This is a genomic window from Polyangium sorediatum, from assembly GCF_029946465.1.
Taxonomy (GTDB): Bacteria; Myxococcota_A; Polyangia; order Polyangiales; family Polyangiaceae; genus Polyangium; species Polyangium fumosum.
Genome location: NZ_JARZHI010000078.1, coordinates 35883 through 48726 on the forward strand (window position 1 = coordinate 35883; position 12844 = coordinate 48726).

Annotated in this window: 11 protein-coding genes and 1 pseudogene; 3 read left to right on the forward strand and 9 right to left on the reverse strand. The window is 70.8% G+C overall.

The genetic code is table 11. The features are described from left to right. Positions 1–5: 5 nt before the first annotated feature. Together QHF89_RS42910 and QHF89_RS42915 are read right to left on the reverse strand one after the other, a co-directional pair. The gene (locus tag QHF89_RS42910) at positions 6–1208 is read right to left on the reverse strand and encodes a vWA domain-containing protein (protein ID WP_284721676.1); all 1203 of its coding nucleotides are present in this window, start codon (positions 1206–1208) and stop codon (positions 6–8) included. A 60-nt stretch (positions 1209–1268) separates the two neighbouring features. Beyond that, on the reverse strand, positions 1269–2312 hold the full coding sequence (locus tag QHF89_RS42915; protein WP_284721677.1) for a hypothetical protein: 1044 nt from the start codon (positions 2310–2312) through the stop codon (positions 1269–1271). A 64-nt stretch (positions 2313–2376) separates the two neighbouring features. On the opposite strand from QHF89_RS42915, the gene QHF89_RS42920 reads away from it, so the two are divergent. Continuing rightward, the gene (locus QHF89_RS42920; protein WP_136972284.1) at positions 2377–2820 is read left to right on the forward strand and encodes a hypothetical protein; all 444 of its coding nucleotides are present in this window, start codon (positions 2377–2379) and stop codon (positions 2818–2820) included. Positions 2821–2832: 12 nt separating this feature from the next. Here QHF89_RS42920 and QHF89_RS42925 read toward each other — a convergent pair whose 3' ends face one another. From QHF89_RS42925 to QHF89_RS42955, 7 genes are all read right to left on the reverse strand, one after another. Further along, positions 2833–3285 (reverse strand): hypothetical protein, encoded by a 453-nt coding sequence (locus QHF89_RS42925; protein WP_136929092.1) that lies wholly within the window; start codon positions 3283–3285, stop codon positions 2833–2835. Between the two features lie 39 nt (positions 3286–3324). Continuing rightward, positions 3325–4434 carry an S-(hydroxymethyl)glutathione dehydrogenase/class III alcohol dehydrogenase gene (locus QHF89_RS42930; protein WP_136929093.1) on the reverse strand — a complete coding sequence of 370 codons (1110 nt, stop codon included), beginning with the start codon at positions 4432–4434 and terminating at the stop codon, positions 3325–3327. Between the two features lie 109 nt (positions 4435–4543). Continuing rightward, entirely contained in the window at positions 4544–8308 is a 3765-nt protein-coding gene (locus QHF89_RS42935) for a serine/threonine-protein kinase (protein ID WP_136972283.1), read from the reverse strand. Positions 8309–8367: 59 nt separating this feature from the next. Further along, positions 8368–8793 (reverse strand): hypothetical protein, encoded by a 426-nt coding sequence (locus QHF89_RS42940; protein ID WP_136929095.1) that lies wholly within the window; start codon positions 8791–8793, stop codon positions 8368–8370. Beyond that, positions 8790–9176 carry a hypothetical protein gene (locus QHF89_RS42945; RefSeq protein ID WP_136972282.1) on the reverse strand — a complete coding sequence of 129 codons (387 nt, stop codon included), beginning with the start codon at positions 9174–9176 and terminating at the stop codon, positions 8790–8792. The genes QHF89_RS42940 and QHF89_RS42945 overlap by 4 nt, the downstream gene beginning before the upstream one ends. After that, positions 9163–9711 (reverse strand): RNA polymerase sigma factor, encoded by a 549-nt coding sequence (locus QHF89_RS42950; protein WP_136929097.1) that lies wholly within the window; start codon positions 9709–9711, stop codon positions 9163–9165. Before QHF89_RS42950 ends, QHF89_RS42945 begins: the two co-directional genes overlap by 14 nt. A gap of 12 nt (positions 9712–9723) precedes the next feature. Continuing rightward, a complete protein-coding gene (locus tag QHF89_RS42955; protein WP_284721678.1) occupies positions 9724–10815 on the reverse strand; it encodes a hypothetical protein in 1092 nt (363 codons plus the stop codon). A gap of 662 nt (positions 10816–11477) precedes the next feature. Here QHF89_RS42955 and QHF89_RS42960 point away from each other — a divergent pair. After that, entirely contained in the window at positions 11478–12488 is a 1011-nt protein-coding gene (locus tag QHF89_RS42960) for an AraC family transcriptional regulator (RefSeq protein WP_284721679.1), read from the forward strand. An 88-nt stretch (positions 12489–12576) separates the two neighbouring features. After that, positions 12577–12844 (forward strand): annotated as a pseudogene (locus QHF89_RS42965) (hypothetical protein); the annotation flags it as partial.

Here is a 12844-nt window from a genome sequence, read left to right on the forward strand (position 1 = left end):
CCGGATCAGTTCGGCGTGGGCTCCTGGCACCCGAGGACGATATCGAGGTCCTTGACCACGCCGTTCTTCAAGCTATCGCACGCCGGGCCGTGGAAGACGACCTGGTTCTTGCCCGCATCGTAGGTCCACCCGTCCGTCTTCGTGTCGTCGCGGCTCACTTCGGTCGTGTTGTCGAAGAAGACGTAGATCTCGTTCGGGTTCGGCGGGACCGTGTCGAGCGTGTACGCGCAGGAGAGGGTCTTCTTGGCGATGGTCGCGAGCGCCACGTCGAGGCTCGCCTGATCGGAGGCGTCGTAATACTGGTTCGCCCCTGCGGCCGGGGCGCCGCCGGCGATCGCGAATTTGTTCATCTGCGCCGGGTCGATGCCCGCCCCGAAGCCGATCACGAACGTCGGGATGCCGCGCATCTCGAAGAGGTTCTTGATCTCCATTTCGGTCGTCGCGTCCGAGCCACACGTCTCCTTGCCGTCCGTGATCAGCACGGCATACCTGTCGCGATTGGTGTCGTCGAACGCGGGCTCGGTCGTCGATTGCGTGACGGCCGTCTGGATGTTCGTGACGCAGGGCCCGTCCGGGAAGTATTTGTCCGCCTTCGCGAGCGCCGCCGTGAGCAGATCTTGAATGGCCGTCTCGTTGTCGGGGCCGACCGGAATGGGGATCGCGGCCTGCTGGCAGTTCGGCGTCACGAGGTCGGGGAAAAGCGTGAGGCCGAAGCGAATCTTGCCGGTGTAATCGGTCGTCATCTTGTTGATGGCGGCGACGGCGATGTCCCACTTCGTCACGTTGCCGACGAGCGCCGTCATCGAGCACGATCGATCGAGCACGAGCAGCATGTTCGGCGGGACGGTCTCGACCTTCGCCTCCTGCGCGCCGCAGTCGCCGCCGGGGACACACGTCTTCGTCGCGTCGTCACACTTCATGCCCGCCGAGCAGTCGCTGGCGACGGCGCACGTGCCGGGATCGATACACGTGCCTGCCGCGCTGCACCTCTGCGGCGCGACGCAGACCGGATTGCAGCCGAACGAGCCTGCGCCCGCGCCCGCGGAGCCTCCCCCCGCGCCGCCCATCCCGCCCGCACCCGACGTGGCGCCGGCCGCGCCGCCCCCGGATGACGCGCTGGATCCGGCGTCCCCACACGCCGACGCGATCACGAGGCCCATCACGCCCAGGAGGGCCGCCCAAGTCGAAGAGGAAGAACGTTGCAGCATGGATCGAGATTACTCGATCCGTCGCCCCGACGATAGATGGCAGCACGCGCGAAGCCGCGATCAAGGCGCGCGCAAGGCCACGCGCACGAATCGCGGGAAATAGAGCGACGTGTCGGCGAGGAGCGTGGGAAAATCGAGGCTGTTCGAGGCATACGTGACGACGAGATCGGCGCCTTCGAGCTCGGGATGGCCCTTTCCGGCGTAGACGATGGTGTCCTCGCGGTCGGATTCGGGGGGATGGTAGAACGTTTCGAGGTCGGAAAAGGGGCCACGGAGGTCGTTCGCTGTGCGGAGCGCAAGATCGGAAGCGCCGAAGCCCTCGGCCTGCACCTCGATCCATAGGTCGCGCGCGCGGTCGTGGTGCACCGTCAGCTCGGTTTGCCCGTCCTCGAACGCGAGGCCGAGCGATTCGGGCTTCGTGAAATCGATAACGTCGCCCGACGCGGGCAGGGGAAACCGCGTCAAGTGGATGGCGTGCCCCTCGGACTCCTGCGCGCCGAAGGCGTAGAGGTGCCCGTCATGCGCGAGCACGCTCGCGGAGCCGACGATGACGCCCGCGTCGTTCGAGGGCATTTCGAGCTCCTTCATCACCCACGCGGTCGGGGCGTCGTCGGGGTTCTCGACGACGAAGACGTCGGCATCGAACACCTCGAAGCCGAGGCCGCCGCTCGCCGCGCGGACGGCCATCATGAACAGATAGAGTTTGTCGCCCACCCGCTCCCCGTCGCCGGGCCAGTACCAGGTGTCGTCTTTTTCGAAAAAAAAGGAGGCCGGCTCGGCCTCGGGGCCCTTCCAGAAAAACTCGATCGAGGCCTCGCTCGGGTCATAGCCATTCTGGATGGCGACGCTGTTTCGCACGAGGCGTGATTCGCTGCGGACGTGCGCATCACTCGTGGCAATGAAGCTGTCGCCGAAGAGCCAGAGCACGCGGCCGCCGCCGAGGTCGACCGAATAGGCATCGTCGGCGCCGAGCCAGCGGGGCTCGGCGTGGAACAGGGCGTCGGCCTCGGGCCAGGCCGTCGCAGTCGCCTCGATCGCCGGCGCTTCCCCACAACCGACGAAAAGCACGCCAGCGAGGAAGATTGCGCCAAGACGGTTCCACATACCACCCATCCCATCCTTTTATCAGCGTTGTATGGGCCTTGCACAGGTGGTAGCGTGGCGTACCGTGGATCTCTTCGATCGGCCGACACCGAGCTGGGACGTGGGCGCGAACTCGGTCCGGCTGGAGCGGCCGGACCTCATCCATGTCGTCTTCCGTGGGCCGAACGAGCTGCAGGACGTCCTGGAAATCCAGCAGATCCTGTTCGCAGTCGGCGACCGCTTCGGCCCCGTCGATTTGCTCCTCGGGCTCGGCGAGCTCGAATCGCTCGGCGCAGGCGCGCGCGGGGCCTGGGCGCGCGTGAACCGGTCTTATCCTTTTCGGAATGGCTTTGCGTATGGCGCGAGCTTCGGCATTCGCACGCTCGTGCACACCACGCACCGGGCGGGGCGCATCATCTCGCCTACGTTTTTCCAGTGGGACCTCTCGTTCTTCCCGACCGAGGCCGCCGCCCGCGCCCATATCGAGGCGAAACGCGCCCCGGCGGAGTGCGCCCCCTCGCCTGCGTGAGGAACCCCGGCCTCAACCCGAGGCGGGCGTGAATTCCAGCGTCTCGACGACGACGCGCCCGGGGGCGCGCAGGTCCATCGCGGTGACGGGTTGTTTCTGCGAGACGAGGTCGCTGATCTGGCGCCCGATGGGGTCGGATTCGAGGGCGCGATCCGAGAAGACGACGAAGATCTTCACCTTGCCCTCGCGGGGCGGGATTCGAAAGACGTTGCCCGCGATGGGCTCGCCGGCCGGGCAATCGGGCGAGAGCTTGTCTTCGAGCATCGTGAGGTGGCGGATGGGCCCGCCCTCGGCGATGGTGAAGACGAGGCAATAAGGGGGCTGCCCCGCGGCCGGCAGGAGCTCGATCAGGGCCGGGCCTTTCTGGACGAGCGTCACGCGCTGGGACGGCGGCTGCTGCGGCGCCGCCTTCTCGCAACCGGCGAGGGCGAGGAGCGAGGCCAGGGCGAGGATGGATCCCCTCATGCGCGAGGGTCTACCCCGCCCCGGCCGCGGACGCAAAGATCAGAATGTGACGACAGTCCGGATCGACTTGCCCGAGTGCATGAGATCGAACGACTCGTTGATCTTGTCGATCGGGAGCACGTACGTGATCAGGTCGTCGATGTTGATCTTCTTGTCCATGTACCAGTCGACGATCTTCGGGACATCCGTGCGCCCGCGGGCGCCGCCGAACGCGCTGCCCTTCCAGACGCGGCCCGTGACGAGCTGGAACGGGCGCGTCGCGATCTCCTGGCCCGCGGCGGCCACGCCGATGATGACGCTGACGCCCCAGCCCTTGTGGCAACATTCGAGCGCCTGGCGCATCACCGACACGCTGCCGACGCATTCGAAGGAGTAATCGGCGCCGCCGTCCGTGAGGTTCACGAGGTACGGCACGAGGTCGCCCTGCACCTCGCTCGGATTGACGAAATGGGTCATCCCGAACTTCTCGCCCATCTCCTTGCGCGCCGGGTTCAGGTCGACGCCGACGATCATGTTCGCGCCGGCCATCTTCGCGCCCTGAATGACGTTCAGGCCGATGCCGCCGAGGCCGAACACCACCACGTTGTCGCCGGGCTGGACCTTCGCCGTGTAAATGACCGCGCCCAGGCCCGTGGTCACGCCGCAGCCGATGTAACAGACCTTGTCGAACGGCGCGTCCTCGCGGATCTTCGCGACGGAGATCTCGGGCAATACGGTGTAGTTCGCGAACGTGGACGTCCCCATGTAATGGTACACGGGCTCTTTGCCAATCTTGAAGCGGCTCGTGCCGTCCGGCATGACGCCTTTGCCCTGCGTCGCGCGGATGGCCTGGCAGAGGTTCGTCTTGCGCGAGAGGCAGAATTTGCACTGGCGGCATTCCGGCGTGTAGAGCGGAATGACGTGATCGCCCTTCTTGACGCTCTTCACCCCCGGGCCGACGTCGACGACGACGCCCGCGCCCTCATGCCCCAGAATCGAGGGGAAGATGCCCTCGGAGTCCTTGCCCGAGAGCGTGTAATCGTCGGTATGGCAAACACCGGTCGCCTTGATCTCGACGAGGACCTCCCCTTCCTTGGGGCCCTCCAGATCAACTTCCTCGATGCTCAGCGGCGCGTTGGGTCGGTGCGCAACCGCGGCTTTGATCTTCATGGTCTCGTCCTCCGGCCTCGAACAACGCGGGCCTTCCCGGCGCCCGCGCGCGCATCGTAGCGACGGGGACTTTCGCCGTCACACGAAAAATTGTCGCGGATAACCCCGCTCACGCGCTCGTGTCGTCATCGAGCGAAGCACTTTCGGCCACGCCCCACGCACGCGCGAGCTCCACGGTGCGCGCGTTCTCCGGTACCGCTTCGAGAAACCACGCACGCCAGAGCGGATCCCGAATCTTCGCGGCCCGGCCTTCGAGGCGCTCGTACGCCGAGACGATCGCCTCACGCGCCTCGGCCTCGAGCCCGAGCGAAGCGAGCGCCTCGGCGCGCACGAGGCGCACGAGCGACTCACCCTCCTCGATGCCGCCGAGCGATTCGAGCAGGCGCATGGCCTCGTCCGCAGGGCCGAGCGCCGCGCGCGCGTCGCCGCTAAAAATCGCGATCTGCCCGAGCACGGCGAGCGCATGCGCGCGGACCGGCGGGTGCGCGGCGAGGAGATCGATCGCGGCGCGGACCTCCGCCTCGGCCGCCGCGAGGTCCCGGCCGGCGAGGCGAATCATGCCGAGGTAGAGGCGCGCATACCCCTCGACGCGGCGGTCGCCCTGGCGCGTGGACGTCGTGAGCGCCTCGCGCGCAAACACCTGGGCCGCGGCGAGCTGGCCCTGCCGCGCCAAGGCGAGCGCGAGGTTCAGCTTGGCGTGCGCGACGAGCGCGCCGAGGCCGAGGCGCTCGGCCTGCGCGAGCGCGTCCCGCAAGGACGCCTCGGCCCGCGCATAATCGCCGAGCTCGTTCGTCGCGGAGCCGACGTTCGCCCGCTGGACGCAGGCGTTGCGCAGGTCGCCGACCTCCTCGAAGCGCACGGCGGCGGCCTCGAACTCGCGCACGCTCGTGCCCGCGTCGCCCGCGAAGAGCGCCCGAAACGCGCGGGCGCGGTGCACGGAGGCGGCGACCTCGGGGTCGACAGCGACGACGCGCCGGTCGAGGGTGTGGGGGTTTGGGGGCGTAGCTCGGCTTGCCCGAGCGGAGCCCCCAAGCTCGGGGAGCGCCTGAAACATGGCCTCGGCGTGGTCGTGATGGCCGGCCATGAGGAGCTGGAGCGCCGCGCGCGCGACGGCGATGACGTGCGGGGCGCCGGACTCGCCCTCGGCCCCGAGCGCCGAGAGCGCCTCGAAGACATCCACGAGCGCGGCGTCGTCGCCGAGGTTGCCCGCCGCGAGCACGACCTCGCCCGCGGCGCTGTACCAGAGCGGGCTGCCGACCGGAAGCAGGCCGAGCACGTCGTGCCCAGCTTCGAGCGCAGCCCGATGCTCGCCTTTCCATTTGCGGGCCTGCGATTCAAAGAGCCGGAGCGCGCCCCGAACCTCGCCCGCCGGGGCCGCCGCGAGGCCCCGCGACACCCACGCGAGCACCGCGTCGAAATCACTCGCCTCGAAGGCTGCCTCGGCCGCGAGGCCTGCCCACGGCACGGCCCGATCGAGCGCGCCCGCGCGGCTGAAATGCTCGGCGAGGACAGCCGGCTCGGCGTCCCCCGCGCGTTCGAGCCACGCGCCGACCGCGAGGTGCAGCCGCGCGCGCTCCGCGTCGTCGAGCGAGACATACGCGACCTCCCGGACGATCACGTGCCGGAAGGCGTGCTCGTCGCCCCACGGTGTGCGCCCCCCGCGGCGCACGACGAGCTCGGCCGCGGTGAGCTCGGCGAGGGCCTTGCGCTCGGCTTGCCACGGCTCGGCGGCCGTGCGCGGGGAGGCGCCGGGCAAGACCGAGAGCAAAGCGCCGGACCAGAAGCGCATGCCGAAGACACTCGCAGCGCGGAGGAGGCGCTGCGCGTCGGGCGAAAGGGAGGCGATGGCGCGGCCGACGAGCTCGGGCGTCGGACCGGAAGGGATGTCCGCGCCCGCGCCCACCCTACGCGTCAGGAGCTCCAGGCGAAGCGGACTGCCAAGGCCCCGCTGCACGATCCGCGTGACGAGCGCGGGCTCGGCGGCCTCGCCGAGGCCATGCCGGACGATGGCGTGCGCCGCGTCGGAGAGCAGGGGCGCGAGCGGCAAGCTGCGCGCGCGGCCGGCCGCGAAGGACGGGGGCGCGTCCGTGACGAGCAGGAAGAACGGGCGCGACGCGAGGCTCGCCATCGCGCCTTCGAAGAGGCCGATGCTCGCCGCATCGGCGCGGGCGAGGTCTTCGAGCACGACGAGCACGGGCCGCGCGTCGCACTCGGCGGCGAGCCAGTCCTCGAACGCGCGGCGGACGTGATCGCCCATGAGCCGCGCGTCCTGCCGCGCCGCGCGGAGCGGCACGCTCGTGTCGTCGGGGAAAGGCACGTCCGTGAGCTCGCCGAGGAACTCGACGACGCGGCCCGCCGACGCGGGCGGGAGGTGCCGCGCGAGGCGATCGAGGAGTTTGTCGCGCCGGACGGAGAGCGCATCCCCGTGGCCGAGGCCGGCGGCGTTGCGGACGAGCTCGGCGGCGAGGGCGAACGCGGCGCCCTCGGCGAGCGGCGCGGCCTCGGCGGTGAAAACGGAGACAGGGCGGACGATGCCCTCGGCGTCGAGCAGGCCGCCGCGCAGATCAAGGGCGCGGACGACCTCGGCGACGAGGCGGGACTTGCCGACGCCCGGCTCGCCCGTGACCACGAGCGCCGCGGCCTTGCCCGCGGTCGACGCTTGGGGGCCCCGCCCCGCTGCGCGTGGCTGCGCCCCGAAACCCCCGACAACCGCGCCAAACGCGCGCAACACCTCGTCGATCTCGCGCTCGCGACCGACACACGGCGAGGGCCGGCCGAGGAGCGTGTGCGGGACGAGCACAGGGTCGTCCTCGGAGCCGGCGAGCGCGAGGGAAGCGCCGGGCAAGACCACCGTGTGCGGGGCCCCGGCCGAGGCGCTCTGGCGATACCAGGCATCGAGGGGCAACGTCGACGCGCCGTCGCCGGGCCGCCGGGCCGCGTCCACGGTGGGCACCTCGTCGGGGAGCCCGACGCCCGTGACCTCGAAGAGATCCTCGATCGGCGTCGCCGCGCCGAGGCGATGGAGGGGCACGCCGCCTTGGACCCAGGCCGTCTCGGCGTCGTCGAGCATGGCGATCTCGACGGCGACGGCCGCGCCGTCGGCGGGCCGGTGCGAGGGCTCGTGCGAGAGCATGCGCGCGATGACCTCGTCGAGCGCGGCGGGGGTGTCGGGACGAACGTCCGCAGGGCGCGGCGGCTCGGGCGCGAGCATCTTGGAGAGCAGCACCATGAGGTGCTCGGCCTCGAAGACCGGCCGCCCCGCGAGGCACTCGTAGAGCACACACCCGAGCGCAAACACGTCGGCGCGAGGATCGACCGTGCGCGCGCCAAGGGCCTGCTCGGGGGCCATGTAGCCCGGGGTTCCGAGCAGGATGCCCGTACGCGTCGCGGGCCGCGTGGCCTGGGGGCGCGCGATGCCGAAGTCGAGGATCTTCACCCGGCCGATGTCGCGATCCGGGAGGAAGAGGTTGCTCGGCTTGATGTCGCGGTGGACGACGCCACGCGCATGGGCCGCGCCGAGGGCCTCGGCGACACGCACGCCGAGGGTGAGGGTCTCGGCGATGGAGAGGGGACCCCGCTTCAAGCGCTGCGCGAGGTCCTCCCCTTCGAGCCACTCCATCGCCAGGAAAAGCTCCCCGGAGGGCGCGGCGCCATGCGCGACGTACCGGACGATCCCCGGGTGATCGAGCTCGGCGAGGACGTAGCTCTCCCGCGCGAAGTGGCCGGCAAACGGAGCCCCCGCGGCGTGCAAGACCTTGAGCGCGACCCGCGCGCCCGTCGCGTGATCGAGCGCGCGATACACCTCCGCCATGCCGCCCGCGCTTGCGAGCCGCTCGATGGCAAAACGGCCGCCGAAGAGCTCGGCCGGGGTCACGAGCGCAGCCTAACGCCTGGGTGTGGGGACCGTAAAGAACGTGGTCGGTTTTGCGCGGCTCACTCGGGCGGCGGGCCCGGCGGAGGCTCCGGCGGCGGCGGGAACGGGCCGTGGGGCCTTCGCTTGCGCTTGTCGTTGAACTCCTGGAAGCGCACGCGCTGGGAGGCGTCGAGGACCTCGATGATTCGATCGTCGGTGCTCTTGCGCAGCGATTCGAATCCGTCGCGACAAGGCTTCATCGTGCGCTCGAGCTCGCCGTCGGTCTCGCGGAAGATGGCCTCGACCTTGGTCACTTGATCGGCCGTGAGGTCGAGGTGCCGGCGCATCGACTCGACACGCAGGTGCGTGCGGACCTCGCCCGGCGGGCCGCCGAAGCGCGAGCGGAGGTCCTGGAGCATGTAGGCGCGCATCGCGCCCGCGCCGGCGACGCCGCCGAGCACGAACACACCCGCGAGCACGAAGGCGGGGAGCAGGCGGGACTTCATTCGTATACCTCGACGGAGGCCACGGACTCGAGGACGGCCGAGTCGTAGCCTGTCTCGGCCGTCCGCGACAGCCAGAGACCGAGGACCGCAGCCGCCGCGGCGCCGACCAGCGCGAACCGGCCGAAGCGGACGACGCCGGACGACCACGGCGGTTCGGCCGGACGCGCGCCGCTCGCCGCGCCGATCGCGCTCATCACGGACGAGACGAAATCGTCGCTCGGCGCGAGATCCGAGGTGTCCCGTGTGATTCGCGCGAGGCGATCGTCCGGCGGGACGATCGCGAGGAGCAGGGCGTCGGTGAGATCGTCCGTCGGACGCAGATCGTCCGTGGCGCGGGCGAGTGCTGCGAGATGCGAAAGCGGATCTTGTTCACGCTCGACCATCGGACACCTCCCCCGCCTCGGTCTTCGTGCGTAGCGCGGCCCTCGCTCGCACGAGGCGCTGTTCGAGCGCCCCCTCGCTGCATCCGAGCGCCTCGGCGGCCTCCTTCGCCGAGAGCCCCTCCACGGTCACGAGCACGAGGGCCGCTCGATCTTGTGGCTGGAGGGCCTTGAGCATCACGTCGAGCTCGTTCAAGGCGACGCGCGCCTCGGCGCGCACGAGCCCGTCGAAGCGGGGCTCGCCCGTCTCCTCGGCGGGGCGCTCGCGCCGCTTGCGGAGGAGGTCGACGCACGCGTTCGTCACGATCCGGTAGAGCCAGGTCTCGATCTTGGCGCGGCCGTCGTAACGACCTTCCGAGAGGGCACGGAAGGCGCTGGAGTAAGCGTCCTGCAGCGCGTCCTCGGCGTCGGCGAGGTTGCCGACGAGGCGCGCCGCGAGCCGGTAGAGCGGCACGCGCGTGTGGTCGACGATGGGCCGGAAGGCGGCCACGTCCCCACCCGCCACACGCGCTGCGACGAGCCTCAGATCGACGGACATGCGTGCCGGACTCTACCGCGAGGACGGCGCCTGCGTCTCGCCGTGTTCGCGCCCGCCCCGCTTGCCGCGGAAATGCGGGGGCATCTGCGGGCCTTCCTCGATGCGCTGCGCGAGCGTGCTGCGCTGCTCGGCGTCGAGCACCGGCACGATGGCCCCGAGCGCCTTCACGAGGTGATCACCACCCATCGGCGGCCGCATGTCCTTCGAGGGCAGGAGCGCCTCGGCGTCGAACTTCTCGCCGCGGAACGAATCGAACCCTGCCTTCATGCGGGCGCGCATCTCCTCGTGCTTCTTCGCCCACGCCTCCCGATCCATCCCCTCGGGCTTGTCGGCCTTCTCGGGCCGCGAGGCCTCGAGCGCCGTCTTGATCGCCGCGCGTTGCTCGTCGCGGAGCTCGAGCCCGTGCAGGAAGAAGCCCATCGGCCCGTGCTCCCCGCGCGGCCCGTGCATCGCGCCCTCGGGTCCACGCGGCCCGCGCTCGCCGTCCTCCGGTCCACGCGGCCCGCGCCTCGCGCCCTCGGGTCCACGCGGCCCGCGCTCGCCGTCCTCGGGGCCTTCGCGCCGCGCGTGCTTCATGCCATCGGGCCCGTGCTTCATGCCGTCCGGCCCGTGCTTCGTCATCCGCTCCTCGATGTTCGCCACGAGCGCCGCGCGCTGGGCCGGCGTGAGCGTCGCGTGCAGCGTGCCGAGGGCCTTCACGACGGCCGCGCGGCGCTCGCTCGCGATCTTGTCCACGTCGCCGAGCTTCGCCTTGACGGCGGCCTCGTCGATCTTGCCGGCGCGCACGCCGTCGGCGAGCGCCTTGTGGAACGCCTTCCGGTCGGCATCGTGCGTGTCGCCGAGGGTGGAAAGCGCGCCCTCGATCGTCTTGCGCTGCTCGGGCGTCAGGTCATCGAGCTCGTGGAGCGCCGTGACGAGCAGCTCGCCGCCGCCGTGGTGCCGACCGAACTTCCCGCCGTGCCCCTGCGGGCCGACCTGGGCCTCCTGCGAGGCCTCCGAGGCCGAAGCGACCTCTTCGTCCGGGCTCGCCGACGCGCAACCGCCCAGGGCGAGGGCAAGGGCGAAGGTAAGGGGCGCGAAGCTCTTCAGGGTACGGGTGAACATGATGGTCTCTCCTCGGCCTCGCTCGTGTTGCATCAGCGAGGTCTCGATCCAACTGACGGGGCGAGCCGGGCGATCCCTACGCGGGGACGATCTTTTTCGCTTGGGGTGGCGAGGGCGGCGTCGTGTTCCGCAAGGACGGGAGCGTGTTCCACAAGGGCGGGGTCGTGTTCCACAAGGGCGGAGCCGTGTTCCACAAGGGCGGGGTCATGTTCCGCAAGGGCGGAGCCGTGTTCCGCAAGGGCGGAGCCGTGTTCCGCAACGGCGGGGTCGCTCGCACCAAGGGCACAACCTCTCGCGCCAAGGGCGGGGTCGCTCGCGCCAGGGGCACAACCTCTCGCGCCAAGGGCACAGCCTCTCGCGCCAAGGGCACAGCCTCTCGCGCCAAGGGCACAGCCTCTCGCGCCAAGGGCACAGCCTCTCGCGCCAAGGGCACAGCCTCTCGCGCCAAGGGCACAGCCTCTCGCGCCAAGGGCACCATGCCTCGCCGCAAGGACAACGTGGCTCGCAACAAAGGCACCATGGCTCGCAACGAAGGCACCATGGCTCGCGCCAAGGACACGACCTCTCGCGCCAAGGGCACCCTGCCTCGCCGCGAGGGCAAGGCGGCTTTCGTTCCGGCTATAGTCGGCGCAGCGATGCCTGCGCGTGCCCTCGTACGACCCATGCGGTCCCAGATCGTCGGCCCGATCTTGGCGCATCTCCGCAGCCTCGGCGTCGATCCGTCCCCGCTCGTCGAGGCGTTTGGCCTCCCGCCCGGCGCCGAGACCGCGCCCGACGTCGTCCTGCCGCTCGCGAAGCTCTACGCGTTCCTCGACGAGGCCGGGCGCCTCTCGAGCGATCCGTTCCTCGGCGTGCACGTCGCCGCGCAGCTCGAGCGCGGCACCTACGACCTCCTGGAGTTCAGTTGCCTGAGCGCGCCGACCGTGCGCGAGGCCCTCGTCCGCATCGCTCGGTACACGGCGCTGCTCAACGATCTCGTCGTGGTGACCTTCGAGGAGCGAGGCGGCGTGGGGCTCCTCCAGCAGCGCATCCCCGGCGCGCCCTTGTGCCTCGGGCGCCACGCGAACGAGTGCTTCGTGGTCCTCGTCCTGCTCCGGACCCGCGCGCTCTCGGGCGCCTCCGTCGTGCCGGAGCGCGCGTGGTTCGGCCACCCTGCGCCGCGGGATGCCTCAGCGCTCGCCGACGCGCTGGGGACACAACGCCTGGAGTTCAACGCGGGCGCGACGGGGCTCGCGCTGCCCGGCGCGGCGCTCGATCTCCCGCTCGTGACGTCGGATCCGCGGCTGCTCTCGGTCCTCGATCGCCACGCCGAGCGCTCCCGCGTGGCGCGCGAACGGCCGCACGACTTTGTCGGAGAGGTGCGGCAACGCGTGTTCGAGAAGCTGCGCGGCGGCGCGCCCGATCTCGAGGAGGTGGCGCGTGAGCTCTCCATGAGCCCGCGCACGCTGCAGCGCCGGTTGACGGAGGAGGGCACGACGTTCCAGGAGCTCGTCGACGGGCTGCGGCGGGAGCTCGGCGGCGCGTACGTCCGCGATACGGAGATGCCGCTCGCGGAGATCGCGGAAGCGCTGGGGTACCAGGAGACGGGCGCGTTCCTGCGCGCCTTCAAGCGCTGGTACGGCGTCGCGGCGAGCCAGATGCGCGGCGCGCGCGCTCGCTCTGGCGCGCCCTGATCTCATTTCTGGCGTCCGCGGCTCTCGCGTGAATCGCAGGGGCAATGGGAGGATCCCCCCGTCGTCCCCCCTTTTCACGAGGAGCCTCATGCAGAACCGCGTTGCAATCTTCCTTTTCACCGTCGCGAGCCTCGCGGGCGGCGCCGGATGTGACGGCGACGCGTCCACGCCGAGCGGGAGCGCCGGCAGTGGAACGGGCGGACAGGGCGGACAAGGCGGCATGGGGCCCGGCGGCATGGGCCCCGGTGGCGCCGGCGGCGAGGGCGGCATGGGTCCCGGTGGCGCCGGCGGCGAGGGCGGCATGGGACCCGGCGGCGCCGGCGGCGAGGGCGGCGAGGGCGGCATGGGCGGCGCCG